This is a genomic window from Caballeronia sp. INML2 (genome assembly GCF_023631365.1).
GTDB lineage: Bacteria > Pseudomonadota > Gammaproteobacteria > Burkholderiales > Burkholderiaceae > Caballeronia > Caballeronia turbans.
In genome coordinates, this window is record NZ_JALQDH010000047.1 from 87,815 (window position 1) to 104,455 (window position 16,641).

Genomic DNA, 16,641 nt, shown 5'->3' on the forward strand with positions numbered 1-16,641 from the left:
CGCCTTTCTTTTTTTGCGGAAAGACGATGGACAAAGCCACCCGGATCGATCTCTTCAGCATGCGCAGCGCGCCGATGCGCGCCTTCCATCTCACGTGGATGGCCTTCTTCGTGTGCTTTTTCGCGTGGTTCGCCTGCGCGCCGCTGATGCCGCTCATCAAGCGCGAGTACGGCCTCACGGCGGATCAGGTCGCGAACATCAACATCGCGGCCGTGGCCGTGACGATTCTGGTGCGCCTCGTCGTCGGGCCGATGTGCGATCGCTTCGGGCCGCGCAAGGTGTATAGCGCGCTGCTGCTCGCGGGTGCGGTGCCGGTGCTCGGCGCGGCGCTGTCCACGGGCTACGACAGCTTCCTGTGGTGCCGTCTTGCGATCGGCGCAATCGGCGCGAGCTTCGTCATCACGCAGTACCACACGTCGGTGATGTTCGCGCCGAACGTCGTCGGCACCGCGAACGCGACCACGGCAGGCTGGGGCAATGCGGGTGCGGGCGCGGCACAGGCGGTCATTCCGCTCTTCGTCGCGGCCGCTATCGCGCTCGGTACGGGTGAAGCATCGGCATGGCGCGTCGCGCTGATCGTGCCGGGCATCGCGATGCCGGTGATGGCCTTCTTCTACTGGCGCTACACGCAGGACTGTCCGCAAGGCGATTTCGCGACGCTGCGCCGTGCGGGCATCGCCATCGACGGCGGCAAGAAGGGCGGCTGGCAGAGCTTCCTCGCCGCCTGCTCGAACTATCGCGTGTGGATGTTGTTCGTGACCTATGGTGCGTGCTTCGGCGTGGAAGTGTTCATCCACAACATGGCGGCGGTGTATTACGTCGATCGCTTCAATCTCACGCTCGGTCAGGCGGGCATGGCGGCGGGCAGCTTCGGCCTGCTCGCGCTCTTCGCCCGCGCGCTCGGCGGCTGGCTCTCCGATAAAGCCGCAGCAAAGAAAGGCCTCGATATCCGCGCGACGCTGCTCTTCGCATTGATCGCGGGCGAAGGCCTCGGTCTCTATGCATTCGCGCATGCGCCGAGCGTCGTGCTCGCGGTCGTTTCGATGCTCGCGTTCGGTCTCTTCACGCACATGGCGTGCGGTGCGACTTACGCGCTCGTGCCCTTCATCGACCGAAAGGCACTCGGCGGCGTGGCCGGCGTCATCGGCGCGGGCGGTAACGTCGGCGCCGTCGCGGCGGGCTTCCTGATGAAGGGGCTCGGCAACGCGCAGGCGACGCTCTCGATGCTCGGCGTGGTCGTCGCGGGCACGGCGTTGTGCGCGCTCGCGGTGCGTTTCTCTCCCGAACACAAGGCACGCGAAGCGGCACTGCGCGAAAGCGCCCTCGCAGCCAACAACGTCATTGCCAACTGAGAGGGCCCGTCATGAAAATCGTCGTCATCGGCCACGGCATGGTCGGCCACAAGTTCCTCGAATGTCTCGCCGATAGCGGCAATGACGCGCTGCACGTGACGGTGCTGTGCGAAGAGCCGCGCGCCGCGTATGACCGCGTGCATCTGACCGAATTTTTCTCGGGCAGGAGCGCGGCTGATCTGTCGCTCGTCGAAGCGGGCTTTTTCGAGCGTTCGGGCTATGCGCTGAAATTGAACGCGCGCGCGGTCGCCATCGATCGCGCGGCGCGCACGGTCACGGCTTCGACCGGCGAAGTGCTGCCGTACGACAAGCTCGTGCTCGCGACCGGCTCATACCCGTTCGTGCCGCCGGTCGAGGGCAAGGACCGCGACGGCTGCTTCGTGTATCGCACGATCGAGGACCTCGAAGCGATGCAGTCGTTCGGCGCGCGCTCGAAGACGGGCACGGTGGTCGGCGGCGGCCTGCTCGGTCTCGAAGCAGCGAAGGCGCTGCGCGACATGGGGCTCGAAACGCACGTGATCGAGTTCGCGCCGCGTTTGATGGCGGTGCAAGTCGACGATGGCGGCGGTCGCGTATTGCGCGCGAAGATCGAGGAGCTCGGCGTCACGGTGCATACGGGCAAGAACACGCTCGCGATCGTCGATGGCGCAGGCGCGGTGAACCGCATGAATTTCGCCGATGACACGCATCTCGACACCGACATGATCGTGTTCTCCGCGGGCATTCGTCCGCGTGACGACATCGCCCGCGCCGCGGGTCTCACGATCGGCCCGCGTGGCGGCATCGTGATCGACGACACCTGCCGCACGAGCGATGCCGATATCTTCGCCATCGGCGAATGCGCGTTGTGGAAAGGCCAGTTGTTCGGCCTCGTCGCGCCCGGGTACGACATGGCGCGCATCGTCGCGAAGCAGATCATCGGCGAGGACGCGGCGTTCGCGGGCGCGGACATGAGCACGAAGCTCAAGCTGATGGGCGTGGATGTGGCGAGCATCGGCGATGCGCACGGCAAGACGGCCGGCTGCCGCACGTATCAGTACAGCGACGAGCGCAAGCAGGTCTACAAGAAGATCGTCGTGTCCGAATGCGGCAAGTTTCTTCTGGGCGGCGTGATGGTCGGCGATGCGGCCGAATACGGCACGCTCCTGCAGATGATGCTGAACAAGATCGAGCTGCCCGAAGCGCCCGAGTTCCTGATCCTCCCGCAAAGCGATGGTAAGGCGAAGCCCGCGCTCGGCGTCGAAGCATTGCCCGATGGCGCGCAGATCTGTTCATGCAACAACGTGAGCAAGGCGGAAATCTGCGCGGCGGTCTGCGCCGGCGCGACGAGCATCGGCGCGATCAAGTCGTCGTGCAAGGCGGGCGCGTCGTGCGGCGGCTGCGTGCCGCTCGTCACGCAGGTAATGAAGTCGGAGATGAAGCGGCAAGGTCTCGCGGTGAACAATCATCTCTGCGAGCACTTTCCGTATTCGCGTCAGGAGCTGTATCACATCGCGCGCGTGGAAGGGCATCGCACGTTCGGCGCGCTGCTCGCGAAACATGGCAAGGGGCGCGGCTGCGATATCTGCAAGCCGGCGGTCGCGAGCATTCTCGCATCGTGCTGGAACGAGTTCGTGCTGAAGAAGGAGCACGCGAGCCTGCAGGACTCGAACGATTACTACCTCGCGAATATTCAACGCGACGGCACGTATAGCGTCGTGCCCCGCATGCCGGGCGGCGAAGTGACGCCCGATGGCCTGATCGCGGTCGGGCAGGTCGCGAAGAAGTACGGCCTTTATACGAAGATCACCGGCGGCCAGCGTGTGGACATGTTCGGCGCGCGTGTCGAGCAGTTGCCGTTCATCTGGGAAGAGCTGATCGCGGCGGGCTTCGAATCGGGTCATGCCTATGGCAAGGCGCTGCGCACGGTGAAGTCGTGCGTCGGCTCGACGTGGTGCCGCTATGGCGTCGGCGATTCGGTCGGTCTCGCGATCGAACTGGAGAACCGGTACAAGGGCCTGCGCACGCCGCACAAGATCAAGTTCGGCGTATCGGGCTGCACGCGCGAATGCGCCGAGGCGCAAGGCAAGGACGTCGGCGTCATCGCGACGGAAAAGGGCTGGAACCTCTACGTCTGTGGCAACGGCGGCATGAAGCCGCGCCACGCCGAACTCATTGCGTCCGATCTCGATCACGACACGCTCGTACGCTATATCGACCGCTTCCTGATGTTCTACGTGCGCACGGCCGATCGCCTGCAGCGCACGAGCGTGTGGCGCGACAACCTCGAAGGCGGCCTCGATTATCTGATCGACGTGGTCATCAACGACAAGCTGTCCATCGCCGCCGAACTCGAAGCGGAGATGCAACTCGTCGTCGATACGTACGAGGACGAGTGGAAGAAGGCCGTCACGGACCCGCATACACGTAAGCGCTTCCGTCACTTCGTCAACAGCGAACAGGGCGATGCGAACGTGACCTTCGTGGAAGAGCGCGGCCAGATTCGCCCCGCGACGCTCGAAGAGCGCAAGTCGAAGCTCGCTGACATTGCTGTCGTAGTCGAAACCGCCTGAACCCTGGAGAAATGATCATGAACGACCGTATCGAACAGGACTGGACCGCCGTGTGTGAACTCGACGACATCGTGCCGGATACCGGCGTCTGCGCGCTCGTGAAGGGCACGCAGGTCGCGGTGTTCCATCTCGCGGGCGAGGACGCGGCCGTCTACGCGATCGACAACTACGATCCGCATTCGCAAGCCGCGGTGCTGTCGCGGGGCATCGTGGGGAGTCTGGGCGAGCGCATCGTCGTCGCATCGCCGATCTACAAGCAGCACTTCGATCTGCGCACCGGCGAATGCCTCGAAGCGCCGGAGCTATCGGTCAGCGCGTATCGCGTGAAGGTCGCGGGCGGCAAGGTGTGGGTCGCGGCATGAAGACCGAATATGCGGTTGCGGGCATGGCGTCGTTGCGCGATACCGCGTCGCGCCAGCGGCTCGTCGTCATCGGCAACGGCATGGCGGGCATGCGCACGGTCGAGGAACTGCTGAAGATCGCGCCCGGGCTGTACGACATCACCGTGTTCGGCGCCGAGCCGTACGGCAATTACAACCGCATTCTGTTGTCGCCGATGCTCGCGGGCGAAAAGACTGTCGATGACATCATCCTCAACACGCGCGAGTGGTACGACGCGAACGGCATCACGCTGCATGCGGGCGATGCGGTCATCGGCATCGATCGGGCGCGGCGCATCGTGCGTTCGCAGAAGGGCGTCGAGGCGCGTTACGACCGCTTGCTGATTGCGACCGGATCGAAGCCTTTCATCATTCCGGTGCCCGGATGCGATCTTCCCGGCGTGATCGCGTTTCGTGACATACACGATGTCGAAACGATGCTGGATGCGGCGCGCGATCATCGTCATGCGGTGGTCATCGGCGGCGGCTTGCTCGGGCTCGAAGCGGCGAACGGTTTGCAACGGCGAGGCATGACCGTGACGGTCGTGCATGCGGGCGAAAGCCTGATGGATCGTCAGCTCGATGCAAGCGCGTCCGCGTTGCTCAGGCGTTCTCTCGAAGCAAAAGGCCTGCGCTTCGTGATGGCCGCTCAGACCACCGAAATCATCGGTGAAAGCCGCGTGCGCGCCGTGCGTTTCGCGGACGGCACGCAGATCGACGCGGACCTCGTCGTGATGACGGCAGGCGTGCGGCCCAACATCGCGCTCGCGCAAGAGGCCGGACTGCATTGCGAGCGTGCGATCGTCGTGGACGACACGCTGCAGACTTTCGACCCGCGCGTGTACGCAGTGGGCGAATGCGTGCAGCATCGCTCGGCGACCTTCGGTCTCGTCGCGCCGATCTGGGATCAGGCGCGCGTGGCGGGCGCGCATCTCGCGGGCGCGGGGCATCGCCGCTATGTGCAGCGCGCGACCGCGACCAAGCTGAAGGTGACGGGCGTCGATCTGTACTCGGCCGGCGATTTCATCGGCGGCGACGACAGCGAGGATCTCGTGCTGCGCGATCCCCGGCGCGGCGTCTACAAGCGTCTCGTGTTGAACGCGGGACGTCTGATCGGCGCGGTGCTGTATGGCGACGTGAAGGACGGCGGCTGGTACTTCGATCTGATTCAGAACCGCACGGACGTATCGCATCTGCGCGGCAGGCTTCTCTTCGGCAAGACCCTTTGCGAAGCGGGCGCATCAGCATAAGCAGGAGAGACCTTGAGCGTGACCAAGCCCATCATCCCGATTCAATCGGCCTCCGTCAAAACCACGTGCCCGTATTGCGGCGTCGGCTGCGGTGTGGAGGCGTCGCCGAAGAGCGCGACCGAAGTAACGATCGCGGGCGACGAAGCGCATCCGTCGAACTTCGGCCGTCTGTGCGTGAAGGGCTCGGCGCTCGGCGACACGATCGGACTCGAAGGGCGCCTGCTCAGCCCGAAGCTGCGCGGCCGGCATACCGGATCGCTCTCCGAGGTGTCGTGGGACGACGCGCTCGGCACGGTTGCGAGCGGCTTTGCGCGCATCATCGAACAGCATGGTCCGGATGCGGTCGCGTTCTATGTATCGGGCCAGTTGCTCACCGAGGATTACTACGTCGCCAACAAGCTGATGAAGGGCTATATCGGCAGCGCGAACATCGACACGAATTCGCGGCTGTGCATGTCGTCGTCGGTAGCGGGGCACAAGCGTGCATTCGGCGAAGACCTCGTGCCCCTGAACTACGAGGACCTCGAACTCGCGGACCTCGTCGTGCTGGTCGGCTCGAACACGGCATGGTGCCATCCGATTCTCTTTCAGCGCATCGTGAAGATGAAGGAGAAACGGCCGGAGATGAAGATCGTCGTGATCGATCCGCGCCATACCGCAACGTGCGAAATGGCCGATCTGCACCTGCCGCTCAAGCCCGGCAGCGACGTTCCGCTCTTCAACGGCCTGCTCGCATTCCTCGCGGAACATGGCGCGACGGATGCGACCTTCGTCGATGCGCATACCCGCGGCTTCGATGCCGCGCTCGCCGCGGCTGGACCTTCCGATCTCGCGCAAACGGCGAAGGACTGCAAGCTCGACCAACACGACCTGATGACGTTTTATCGGCTGTTCGCATGCACGGAACGTGTGGTGACGGTCTATTCGCAGGGCGTGAATCAGTCGAGCGCGGGGACGGATAAAGTCAATGGCATCATCAACTGTCATCTGGCGACGGGACGTATCGGCAAGCCGGGCATGGGGCCGTTTTCTTTCACCGGCCAGCCCAACGCGATGGGCGGCCGCGAAGTCGGCGGCCTCGCGAATACGCTTGCCGCGCACCTCGAGTTCGGCGATCCGCTGCATGGCGAGATCGTGCAGACGTTCTGGAATTCGCCTGTGATCGCGGAGCGCGCCGGATTGAAGGCCGTCGAATTGTTCGATGCAATCGAAGCCGGCCGCGTGAAAGCGGTATGGGTGATGGGCACCAATCCTGTCGTGAGCCTGCCCGACGGCGATCGCGTGAAGCGGGCACTCGAACAGTGCGAGCTCGTGGTGAGCTCGGACATCGTCGAGAAGACGGATACCAACGCGTTCGCCGATGTGCTGCTGCCCGCGCTCGGCTGGGGCGAGAAAGACGGCACCGTGACGAACTCGGAGCGGCGCATCTCGCGTCAACGCGCGTTCATTCCGGCGCCGGGCGAGGCGCGCGCGGACTGGCGAATCATGTGCGACGTCGCGCGTCGCATGGGCTTCGACGGCTTCGACTTCGCGGGGCCGCATGAGATTTTCGACGAGCACGCGCGGCTCTCGGCATATCGCAACGATGCGGCGACGGGCGTGCATCGCGCGTTCGACATCGGCGGTTTGACGGGCCTCGATCGCGCGCAATACGACGCCTTGCAGCCGACGCAATGGCCGCTGCGCTCCGTGGAAGAAGGCAGCGTTACGAGGCTCTTCGAAGATCAGCGCTTCAGTCACGCGGACGGTTGCGCGCGCTTCGTCCCGACGCCGCCGCGCCATCCCGTCAACGCGCCCGACGAAGACTATCCGCTCGTGCTCAACACCGGCCGCGTGCGCGATCAATGGCACACGATGACGCGCACCGGCCGATCCGCGAAGCTCGCGGGACACATCAGCGAATCGTTCATCGACATGCATCCGCAAGACGCGCTCGCATGCGGCGTGCGCGAAGGCGAGCTTGCGCGCGTGTCGAGCCGTTGGGGTTCGATGATCGCGCGCGTGCAACACGGCGGCGGCATGCCGCGCGGCAGCGTGTTCGTGCCGATTCACTGGAACGATCAGGTCGCCTCGGACGCGCGCGTCGGCGCGGTGGTCAATCCCGTCGTCGATCCTGTTTCGGGCGAGCCTGAATTCAAGCACACGCCTGTCGCGATCGAGAAATTTCACGTCACGTGGCACGGCTTTTCGCTCTCGCGCACCGCGCCCGATCTCGACATGGTCACGCACTGGACGCGCGTGCACGGCGCGCGACACGTGCGCTACGAGATGGCGGGCCGTAATCGCTTCGATGCATCGCATGGCGATCATCACGACTGGGCGCGTGCGCTCTTTCATATCGACGATCGACACGCGGACTGGATCGAATACGAGGACAAGAGCGCGGGCGTGTATCGCGCGGCGCATGTGGTGGATGAGCGCATCGAGAGCTGCGTGTTCATCTCCGAACGGCCCGATCTGCCCGCGCGGGAATGGCTCGCGACGCTCTTCGAGAAGGACCGGCTCGACGACGACGACCGCGCGAGCCTCCTGCTCGGCCAGCCTTCGGTCAAGGGCGAGGACACGGGGCCGACCGTGTGCTCGTGCTTCGGCGTCGGACGCAATACCATCTGCAACGCGATCCGCGACAAGGGACTGAAAACCGCCGCGCAGATCACGTCCTGCGTGAAGGCCGGCGGCAACTGCGGGTCGTGTGTGCCGGAGTTGAAGAAACTCATCGTCGAGACAGAGATGGCGCGTCTGAGCGCGGTCTGAGTTGCGCGTGTCCACCTTTCAAAATCGGACGCAGGTCGCCCGCCTTCTGCGTCGGTAACACTCCCACTATGCGGGTGAACCTTTGGAGACCCCCGTAAACAGGGCGTTTCAGGGGTGTGGCCCCGCCGAATGAGCGGTGGCCAACCAAGATTTCTCACGAATTGTTACGACGTGAAATGTAATGTTGGCTCGCCCACGCTTCGTCCGATTCATCTTCCGTACAGTCACATCAAAACGCAGGCAATTGAAAGACCAAAGCCTGCAGACAAACACAAGAAGTGATACGGGGATTGCGATGAAGAAGAACGCAAAACAAATAGACCATGCGGAAGGCCTACGCGCCACGATCCGCTCGACGGCAGCCAAGAGCCCGTCACAACTACACGTTGACCTGTTGCACGAACGGCGGCTTCAGTTGAACGAAGTCCGCAACGTTCGCACCTTGCACCGCTCCTGACCGGTTAGCCCGCGCCCAAAACGCGCCCTGCTTCCCAACGCTCGCTGATTTTCACGCTGGTTCATCGACGTGGAGTTGAAGCGGGCCTTGGAGATAGGAATGCTAAATAAATGATTTCGCTGTGCCAGCTACATACCGGCGTCGATGTAGCTGGAATTGACTGTGCGCCTACACCTGGAGACTTCACCATGCAACGCAAACTGATCGCAGCAGCAGCCGTTCTCTCCCTCGTTTCCGCCGCTGCTTTCGCCACGGGCACCTCGTCCAGCTCGAGCTCGACTTCGGGCGGCAACACCGCGGCAGCCGTGTTCGGCTACGGCTCGTTCACCGCAACCAACGCCGGCATCGCCAACGGTCACGCATCGTCGACGGCCGGCCAGGGCTTCGGCGTGACGGGCAACACGACCAACGCGACGACCGGCCACATCAACACGTCGTCGGTGGGCGGCAAGGGCTTCGGCGGTTCGACGGCAACGGGCACCTCGGGCGCCGACGCTGCTGCGAACGCCTGGAGCAAGCTGGGCGGCGGCTGGCGCTAAGCACGCGGCGACGGAGGGCGGACTTCGCCGCAACGGGGTTCGCTTATCCGCAACCGACGTGACCGTAGTTCGAAGAACAAAAAACAAAATCCAATCTTACTTGTTCGATAAGGAATGCAAATCATGAAACGCACTCTGATCGCTGCCGCACTGCTCTCGTTCGTCTCCGTCGCCGCAATGGCCACGACCACGAACTCCAGCTCCTCCTCGACCTCGGGCGGCTCGACGGCCGCGTCGGTCTCGGGTTTCGGCCATTTCACCGCCAGCAACTACGGCACGGCCAACGGCAACGCGCAATCGATCGCCGGCAACGCGTTCGGCGTGACGGGCAACGCGACCAACGCCACGACGAGCCACACCAACACGTCGAACGTGGGCGGTTTCGGTCACGGCAACGCGCAAGCGGGCGGCACCTCGGGCGCGGACGCAGCGGCCAACGCATGGAGCAAGCTGGGCGGCGGCTGGCGCTAAGCCGGCCTGAGCGCCCCAAGGCAGAGGCGGCGTCATGACGAGCGAGCGCTTGCGGGACTCCGCCTTTGCCGAACCTATAAAAAAACTCTAAGTCGTCCGGGACCGTCATGCGCCGTGGCGTCCCCTTTCTTCCGGAGCACCAAATGAACAAGACCACTTTGCAGTTGGCATGCGCGGTTCTGTTTTGCGCCGCGCAACTGGCCCACGCCGACACCACGGCCAATTCCTCGTCCGGCTCGGTTTCGGGTTCGACGTCCACGGGTATCGGCCAGGGCGGCGGTTCGAGCCTGAACAACATCGGCACGTCGGCGAACTCGACGGCCAACACCAGTTCCAATTCCTCGTCGGTGGGCGGCCTCGGCGTCGCGACGGCCAGCGGTGGCCGTTCGTCGGCACAGGGCGGCTCGTCGAACGTGAACATCTCGCTGTCGATGCCGCAGCTCACGAATTCGGGCACGGATGCGAGCGGCACCGACGCGACCGGCAAGGCGGCGAGCGGCCCCGGTTCGAGCGCGTTCGACACGCGCACGACGGTCGATTACAACCAGAGCTCGTACTCGGTGCGCACGACGCCGTCGATCGCGGCGCCCGCGCTCACGACGACGCTCTCCGACACCTGCATGGGCTCCGCCAGCTTCGGCCTGTCGATCACGGGCTTCGGCGCGACCGGCGGCACGACCCTCGTCGATCAGGCATGCGTACGTCGTCTCGATGCACGCGAATTCCGCGCGATGGGCCTGACCGATGTCGCGCTGGCGCTCCTGTGCCAGAGCGACGCGAACCGCCGCGCAGTCGAAGCGACGGGCCATCTGTGCCCGGGCACAACCACGCCGCTCGCGAAGTCGGGTGCTGACGCCGTGCTGTCGGACGATGAAAAGTATCGCGACCCGCTGGTCCGCGCGCGCCTCGGCTTGCCGGTGACCGCCGCGAACAATCCGGAAGTCAACATGAAGACGCAGGACGACGCGAAGCAGGCTCAGCCGGCGCCCGCGAAGCGGGTCGCGCAGCCCACGCCCGTCGCGGCCCGCGTGTACGATCAGACTGACGGCGCGAACGGCGTCGAAGTCGCGAGCGCGCCGATCGGCGAGAAGATCGAAGTCTCGCTGGTGAAGTGACGAAGCACCAGGTCCAATGGCGGAGTGGCGCCGTTAAACAGAAGAGACGCGCCTGTGACAACAGGCCGTCTCTCCCTTTGAAGGGTTGGCTCTGAAAGACTGGTCCCGGAGAGTCAACCCTCGTTTTCCCGCTGAGGCATGCGATGAAGAGTCACACGAAAATGGCGGCCATCGCGCTCGCGGCGAGTGCGGCAGTCTGGATGATGCCGATGAGCGCGCACGCCGATGCGAACGCCGGCGTGATCTGGGCCGCGAATCCGGTCGGTGTGCAGCCGATGCCCGATGCGCACGCGCTCGCGCTCTTGCCTTCGAGCGGCTATGTGCCCTTGCAGAGCTCGGGCGGAAAGTGCCTGCTCGTCGCGCGGCGCGGCACGCAGATCGTCGCGGTGGAATTGTCGCCGCTCTCGGTCGGCGCGAAAATCGTCGGCTGGAAGCCGCAGGAGATCGACATGAGCACGCTCACGTCGAAGTGGGGCTACCAGCCTCCGAAATCGTCGATCGATACGAAGAGTTTCGGCAATCCCGTCACGAACACGATCGCGGAACAGGGCAAGACCGATACGTCGAAGGGCGGATCGTATGCGCGCGCGAGCAGCTGGAGCAACAACAACGTCGAGGCGCATAGCAGCGCGATCGCGTCGAGTTCGGGCGAGACCGAAGCTGCCGAGTCCGTGACGGTGAACGGCAAGACGTACCGCAAGTACAGTCATTTCAAGCCGGCGACGGCTGAAGCGCCGGTGGCCGCATCGGACGAATACTTCTGTCAGTGACGCGCGCGCGTCATGTCGTGGCCGACTTGGCTTCGACGACCGGCGGCACGGGCAAGCCCGGATCCTGCGCGGCACGCGCTTCATTGCCGAAGCGCGCGACCGAGAACGAGAACGTGTTGATGCCGTGCTCGCTCGTCGCCGACACCGTGCCGCGATGCATTTCCGCCACCGCCTTCACGATGGCGAGGCCGAGGCCGTGATTTTCACGGCTGTTCGTGCGTGAGCTTTCCGCGCGGTAGAAGCGGTCGAAGAGATGCTCCTTGACATGCGGCTGGATCAGCTCGCCCGGATTGGCCACCGCGATGCGGATGCGTCCATGTTCGCGCGTGATCGAGACGGAAATGGTCGCACCCGGCGCGCAATGCTGGATCGCGTTCATCACGAGATTGGACAGCGCGCGTCCGAACAGAGACGTGTTGACGAAAGCGCGTGCATCGCCGGTTGCGACCGCGCGGACCTGCGCTTCTTCCAGCGGAATTTCCAGAAACTCGAGCGTGCGGTTGACCTCGGCCGCAAGCGACACTTCGACGAGGCCCGTCGCGCGCTCGCCCTGATCGGCGCGCGCCAGGAACAGCATGTCGTTGATGATCGCGCGCACGCGCTCGAACTCTTCAAGATTCGATTGCAGCGTGTGACGCAACTCGTCGATCGAGCGGTCGCGCGTCAGCGCCACTTCGGTCTGACCGATGAGAATGGTGACCGGCGTGCGCAGCTCGTGCGCGACATCCGCGTTGAAGGATTCGAGCCGGCCGTATGCGTGATCGAGCCGTTCCAGCGCGCCGTTGAAGGACTTCGCGAGATCCTCCAGTTCCATCGGCAGCGCGTGCGTGTTGAGGCGTTGCGAGCGATTGTTCGGGCTCAGCTTCGATGCGTCGCGTGTGAGGCGGGCAAGCGGTGCGAGCCCGAGGCGCGCGACCGAATAGCTCAACAGCAGCACCGCGACGGTCGACAACGCCATGAACGCCGCGAGCGCGAGACCGAAGGCGCGCATCGTGTGGACGTTGGGGGAACAGTCGATCGCGACGAAGAGTTGCAAGGGCGGCCTGTCCGCGTTGGGCGGAATCGTCAGCGTGGTCATCAGCATGTCGTAGGCGCGGCCTTCGGGACGGAAGCGCGCATAGCCGCCCATCACACGTTTGATGACGTGGCCCGCGGGCGGCGAGCCGTATTCGAAGCGCGGATCGTTGCTGGAGACGGCGAAGAGCGTGGAGCCATCGCGCGGCGTGATGTCGGCGAGTTTCTCCTTCGCGATCTTCCATTTATCCGGGTTCGATACGTGCGTGACGATGAGCCGCGCAACTTCCGCGCGATTGTCGAGCGAGTCGCGCAGATGCTGCTCCAGTTGCACGCGCAGCACCAGGAAAAGCCCTGAGCCGACGAGCGAAAAAACGAACAACGCGACGAGCGCGAACATCACGGCGAGGCGCCGCGCTATGGAGCGCTGCGTGCGTGGTTCGTCCGGTGCCGATGCCCGCTGCGTATTCATGATGGTCTCGCGTCTTCCCTTGTTTCGCGCGTGTCGCGGGCTTCGCGCACTTCGAGCACGTAGCCCATGCCTCGCACGGTATGCAGCAGTTTCGTGCGGAACGGTCCGTCGAGTTTCGCGCGCAGCCGCTTGATCGCCGTCTCGACGACGTTCGTGTGGCTTTCGAAATCGACTTCCCAGACGAGCTCGGTGATCGCGGTCTTCGAGAGAATGTCGCCGTGGCGGCGTGCGAGCACGGAGAGCAACTGGAACTCCTTTGCGGTGAGATCGAGCCGCACGCCATCGCGTGTCGCACGGCGGCCGATCAGATCGACATACAGATCGCCGACGGAAATGAGCGTCGATTCCTGCGCGCGCGTGCGGCGTGCGAGCGCATGCAAACGTTCGACGAGCTCGAGGAACGAGAACGGCTTCGTCAGATAGTCGTCCGCGCCTTCACGCAACCCGCGCACGCGATCGTTGATGTGATCGCGCGCGGTGAGCATGATGACCGGCGTCGATTTCTGCAGTCGCAGCGCTTTCAATACCGCGAAGCCGTCGCGTCTTGGCAGCATCACGTCGAGCACGATCACGTCGTAGTCGTATTCGATGGCGAGATGCGTGCCTTCCTCGCCATCCATTGCGATATCGACGACCCAGCCTTGCTCGGTCAACCCCGAGCGCAGGTAATCCACCACTTTGTGTTCGTCTTCGACTATCAGGACTTTCATGCCTGGCACCTGTGCGCGTTCAGTGTGTGCTTACCGTGTTGTTCAACTGCTTACTATACGAGTCTCGCGGGCATCCTGCTTACGTTTTCTTCGCATCAGCGCGCGGGCGTCTTGTCCGTGGCGCTTGCCACGTCCTCGTCTTCGTGCGCCGCGTCATTCGCGTTCCACCCGCCGCCCAGTGCCTTCACGAGCGCCACCGACACGGTGCGCTGCTGCCCGTGAATCTGCACATCCTGACGCTCGCTCGTGAGCAATTGCTGCTGCGCGGTGATCACGTCGAGATAAGCGACGAGGCCGCCCGAATAGCGATCGTTCGCGAGGGACAGCAATCGTTGCGCATCGACGACGGCCGCGTGCGATTGCTTCTGCGCGCCGTCCAGCACCGACAATCCGACGATGCCATCCTGCACTTGCTGAAACGCGCCGAGCACGGTCTGCCGATAGTTCGCGACGGCCGCGACATAGCCCTGGTTCGCGAAGTCGACCGCGGCCGAGCGCCGTCCGCCATCGAAGACGACCTGGCTCGCCATCGTGCCGATGGTCCACAGAAGACTCGGCGCGGAAATCAGGCTGGAGAGCGCCGTGCTTTCCCAGCCGATGGTCCCGTTCAACGTGAGGCTCGGGAAGAACGCCGCCTTCGCGACGCCGATCTGCGCATTGGCGGCAGCCATCGCGCGTTCGGCGGAGGCGACGTCGGGCCTGCGCTGCAACACGTCGCTCGGCACGCCGAGCGGAAGGGGCGGAAGCGGCCGCTCGGTCAGCGCGGGCGCGATCGAAAACTGCGGCGCGGGCGTGCCGACGAGCGCGGCGATGGCATGCTCGAATTGCGCGCGCTGATTCAGAAGCAGTTGCGCCTGCACGCGCGTCTGGTCGAGCTGCGCCTGTTGCTGCAAGACGTCAAGGCCGGATACTGCGCCCAGATCGTGTTGCGCTTGCACGTAGTCGAGCGCTTTCTTCTGAAGATCGACGGAGCGGTTCAGCACATCGATTTCGGCGTCGAGCTCGCGCATCGAGAAGTAGTCGCTGGCGAGGTCGGTGGTCAGCACGAGGCGCGCGTTCGCGAGATCGTCGCCCGACTGGTCCGCCGACGCGCGGGCGCCTTCCACCTCGCGCCGAATGCGGCCGAAGAGGTCGATGTCGTAATCGACCGAGGGCGCGAGCTTCAGATCGTTTTGCACGGTGGAGCTGTTCGGCGTCGCGTAGTTGTTGACGGGCCGGTTCCTCGAGATGCGCGAGCGCGACGCGTTCGCGCCGAGATCGATCTCGGGCAGCGCGAGCGCCGACGTCTGCGCAAGCGTCGCGCGTGCCTGGGCGTAGTGCGCGCTCGCGGCGGCGAGTGTCTGGTTTTGGGCGAGCGCCTGCGTTTCGAGGCCGTTCAACGTGACGTCGTCGAATGCCTGCCACCAGTCGAGCGCGAGCGGCGCATGCGAGGGCTCGCCCACGCGCCAGTATGAATCCGTCTTCCATCTCGGCGGCGTGTCGGCGACCGGCCGGCGATAGTCAGGCCCGACGGTGCACGCGGCGAGCATCGAAACGAGCGTGATGCACAGCGCGGCTTTCATGATGCGGCCTTGTTGCCCGAAGCGGGCTGCTGTTGCTTCTGCTGCGGCGCGATCACGACATGATCGCCGTCCGCGACCGAATCGCTCGGGTTGATGATGACCTTGTCCGTCGCCTCGATGCCGCTCTCGATTTCGAGCGATTGCCCGAGATCCTGTGCGATCACGATCTTGTGCAGACGCACGTGCCCATTTGCATCGACGACCGCGAGGCGCGGGCCTTCCGAGCGAAACAGCAGCGCATTGCCCGGCACCAGCAGGCGCGCGTGCGCGGTCGCGGGCAGCGCGACCTGCACATACGCGCCGGGACGCAGACGGCCATCGGGATTCGGCAGCGTCACTTCGATCTGCAGCGAGCGCGTGGGCACGTCGATCGCGCCGGAGATGTGCGTGATCCTGCCGTGAAACTGCTGGCCGGGCAGTTCCGCCTGCGTGACCGTCACGTCCTGTCCGACCGAGACATTCTGCGCATACGCCTGCGGCAACTGCACGAAGACGCGCAACGGATCGGACTGCGCGAGCGCGAAGAGCGCGCGGCTCGTGCCGCTGCCCGCATCGATGAGATCACCGACATCGACGTTGCGTTGCGTGACGACGCCCGCGAACGGCGCGACGATGCGCTTGAACGATTCGAGCTGACGCAGGCGCTTCACGTTTGCATCCGCTGCGGCGAGGTTGGCGACGTCCTGGTTGTAGGTGCTTTGCCGTTCGTCGAGTTCCTGTTGAGACACTGCATCGCGCTGACGCAACTGCTGCCAGCGTTCGAGCGAGCTCTTCGCGAGGCCGAGGCTCGATGCCGTCTGATCGCGTTGCGCGACCGCTTGCGCCAGCTCCTGATCGATCTCGGGCGTGTCGAGATCGGCGAGCAACTGGCCTTGTTTCACGCGCGTGCCGATATCGACATACCAGTGCAGCAGATAACCTGTTGCGCGGGCGTAGATCGGCGATTCCACGAAGCCGCGCAGCGTGCCGGGCAAGGTCGTTTCACCGCCGCCGTCGGTTTGCGTCGGCAACACGACATTCACATACTGCTGTGCGTTCTGTTGCGTGCGCGAGGCAATCGAGCGGCTGTGCAGCACATCGGTGACGACGGTGCGCGCCGCGCCGATCGCGAGCAACGCGAGCACGATGACGAGCGCGATCTTCGCGCGCTTCCATTCGACATGGCGCGGCGGCAGCGCGGGCCCTTCGTTCGGGTCGCGAGCGGGAATCGCAAGCGATGCGTGGTTCTTTTCGGTCATGTTCG

General features: G+C 64.5%; 14 protein-coding genes. 10 read left to right on the forward strand and 4 right to left on the reverse strand.

Annotation, left to right across the window (positions count from 1 at the left end; translation table 11 throughout):
• Positions 1 to 26 precede the first annotated feature (26 nt).
• The 10 genes from NCT32_RS16405 to NCT32_RS16450 all read left to right on the forward strand — a co-directional run bounded on the left by NCT32_RS16405 (position 27) and on the right by NCT32_RS16450 (position 11,640).
• On the forward strand, positions 27 to 1,352 hold the full coding sequence (locus tag NCT32_RS16405; protein ID WP_061115964.1) for an MFS transporter: 1,326 nt from the start codon (positions 27 to 29) through the stop codon (positions 1,350 to 1,352).
• An 11-nt stretch (positions 1,353 to 1,363) separates the two neighbouring features.
• Positions 1,364 to 3,904: a nitrite reductase large subunit NirB gene (nirB, locus tag NCT32_RS16410; protein ID WP_250477350.1), complete on the forward strand. Its 2,541-nt coding sequence runs from the start codon at positions 1,364 to 1,366 to the stop codon at positions 3,902 to 3,904.
• A 17-nt stretch (positions 3,905 to 3,921) separates the two neighbouring features.
• Entirely contained in the window at positions 3,922 to 4,266 is a 345-nt protein-coding gene (gene nirD / locus NCT32_RS16415) for a nitrite reductase small subunit NirD (RefSeq protein ID WP_061116113.1), read from the forward strand.
• Positions 4,263 to 5,534, forward strand: coding sequence for an NAD(P)/FAD-dependent oxidoreductase (locus NCT32_RS16420; protein WP_086960676.1), 1,272 nt, complete (start codon positions 4,263 to 4,265; stop codon positions 5,532 to 5,534). The genes nirD and NCT32_RS16420 overlap by 4 nt, the downstream gene beginning before the upstream one ends.
• A gap of 18 nt (positions 5,535 to 5,552) precedes the next feature.
• Positions 5,553 to 8,288 carry a nitrate reductase gene (locus tag NCT32_RS16425; protein WP_061116112.1) on the forward strand — a complete coding sequence of 912 codons (2,736 nt, stop codon included), beginning with the start codon at positions 5,553 to 5,555 and terminating at the stop codon, positions 8,286 to 8,288.
• 295 nt (positions 8,289 to 8,583) lie between these two features.
• On the forward strand, positions 8,584 to 8,745 hold the full coding sequence (locus tag NCT32_RS16430; protein WP_250490442.1) for a hypothetical protein: 162 nt from the start codon (positions 8,584 to 8,586) through the stop codon (positions 8,743 to 8,745).
• Between the two features lie 188 nt (positions 8,746 to 8,933).
• Positions 8,934 to 9,284, forward strand: coding sequence for a hypothetical protein (locus NCT32_RS16435; protein WP_061115961.1), 351 nt, complete (start codon positions 8,934 to 8,936; stop codon positions 9,282 to 9,284).
• A gap of 123 nt (positions 9,285 to 9,407) precedes the next feature.
• Positions 9,408 to 9,755, forward strand: a complete 348-nt coding sequence (locus NCT32_RS16440; RefSeq protein WP_061116111.1) for a hypothetical protein — start codon at positions 9,408 to 9,410, stop codon at positions 9,753 to 9,755.
• A gap of 143 nt (positions 9,756 to 9,898) precedes the next feature.
• Positions 9,899 to 10,870 carry a hypothetical protein gene (locus tag NCT32_RS16445; protein WP_061115960.1) on the forward strand — a complete coding sequence of 324 codons (972 nt, stop codon included), beginning with the start codon at positions 9,899 to 9,901 and terminating at the stop codon, positions 10,868 to 10,870.
• Between the two features lie 143 nt (positions 10,871 to 11,013).
• The gene (locus NCT32_RS16450) at positions 11,014 to 11,640 is read left to right on the forward strand and encodes a hypothetical protein (protein WP_250477351.1); all 627 of its coding nucleotides are present in this window, start codon (positions 11,014 to 11,016) and stop codon (positions 11,638 to 11,640) included.
• Between the two features lie 10 nt (positions 11,641 to 11,650).
• Here the strand turns inward: NCT32_RS16450 and NCT32_RS16455 are convergent, their stop codons facing one another.
• The 4 genes from NCT32_RS16455 to NCT32_RS16470 form a co-directional block, all read right to left on the reverse strand.
• Entirely contained in the window at positions 11,651 to 13,126 is a 1,476-nt protein-coding gene (locus tag NCT32_RS16455) for a heavy metal sensor histidine kinase (RefSeq protein WP_061115958.1), read from the reverse strand.
• Positions 13,123 to 13,836: a heavy metal response regulator transcription factor gene (locus tag NCT32_RS16460; RefSeq protein WP_061115957.1), complete on the reverse strand. Its 714-nt coding sequence runs from the start codon at positions 13,834 to 13,836 to the stop codon at positions 13,123 to 13,125. The genes NCT32_RS16455 and NCT32_RS16460 overlap by 4 nt, the downstream gene beginning before the upstream one ends.
• A 95-nt stretch (positions 13,837 to 13,931) precedes the next feature.
• The gene (locus NCT32_RS16465) at positions 13,932 to 15,398 is read right to left on the reverse strand and encodes an efflux transporter outer membrane subunit (RefSeq protein WP_061115956.1); all 1,467 of its coding nucleotides are present in this window, start codon (positions 15,396 to 15,398) and stop codon (positions 13,932 to 13,934) included.
• Complete coding sequence (locus tag NCT32_RS16470) at positions 15,395 to 16,636, reverse strand: efflux RND transporter periplasmic adaptor subunit (RefSeq protein ID WP_061115955.1); 1,242 nt, start codon at positions 16,634 to 16,636, stop codon at positions 15,395 to 15,397. Before NCT32_RS16470 ends, NCT32_RS16465 begins: the two co-directional genes overlap by 4 nt.
• Between the last annotated feature and the right edge of the window lie 5 nt (positions 16,637 to 16,641).

Bases quoted from the DNA above. Each gene is read 5' to 3' on its own strand.
- NCT32_RS16420 (WP_086960676.1), top strand. From the start codon at position 4,263: ATGAAGACCGAATATGCGGTTGCGGGCATGGCGTCGTTGCGCGATACC.
- NCT32_RS16445 (WP_061115960.1), top strand. From the start codon at position 9,899: ATGAACAAGACCACTTTGCAGTTGGCATGCGCGGTTCTGTTTTGCGCC.
- NCT32_RS16460 (WP_061115957.1), bottom strand. From the start codon at position 13,836: ATGAAAGTCCTGATAGTCGAAGACGAACACAAAGTGGTGGATTACCTG.
- NCT32_RS16455 (WP_061115958.1), bottom strand. From the start codon at position 13,126: ATGAATACGCAGCGGGCATCGGCACCGGACGAACCACGCACGCAGCGC.
- NCT32_RS16430 (WP_250490442.1), top strand. From the start codon at position 8,584: ATGAAGAAGAACGCAAAACAAATAGACCATGCGGAAGGCCTACGCGCC.
- NCT32_RS16435 (WP_061115961.1), top strand. From the start codon at position 8,934: ATGCAACGCAAACTGATCGCAGCAGCAGCCGTTCTCTCCCTCGTTTCC.
- NCT32_RS16465 (WP_061115956.1), bottom strand. From the start codon at position 15,398: ATGAAAGCCGCGCTGTGCATCACGCTCGTTTCGATGCTCGCCGCGTGC.
- NCT32_RS16405 (WP_061115964.1), top strand. From the start codon at position 27: ATGGACAAAGCCACCCGGATCGATCTCTTCAGCATGCGCAGCGCGCCG.
- nirD (WP_061116113.1), top strand. From the start codon at position 3,922: ATGAACGACCGTATCGAACAGGACTGGACCGCCGTGTGTGAACTCGAC.
- NCT32_RS16440 (WP_061116111.1), top strand. From the start codon at position 9,408: ATGAAACGCACTCTGATCGCTGCCGCACTGCTCTCGTTCGTCTCCGTC.
- nirB (WP_250477350.1), top strand. From the start codon at position 1,364: ATGAAAATCGTCGTCATCGGCCACGGCATGGTCGGCCACAAGTTCCTC.
- NCT32_RS16470 (WP_061115955.1), bottom strand. From the start codon at position 16,636: ATGACCGAAAAGAACCACGCATCGCTTGCGATTCCCGCTCGCGACCCG.
- NCT32_RS16450 (WP_250477351.1), top strand. From the start codon at position 11,014: ATGAAGAGTCACACGAAAATGGCGGCCATCGCGCTCGCGGCGAGTGCG.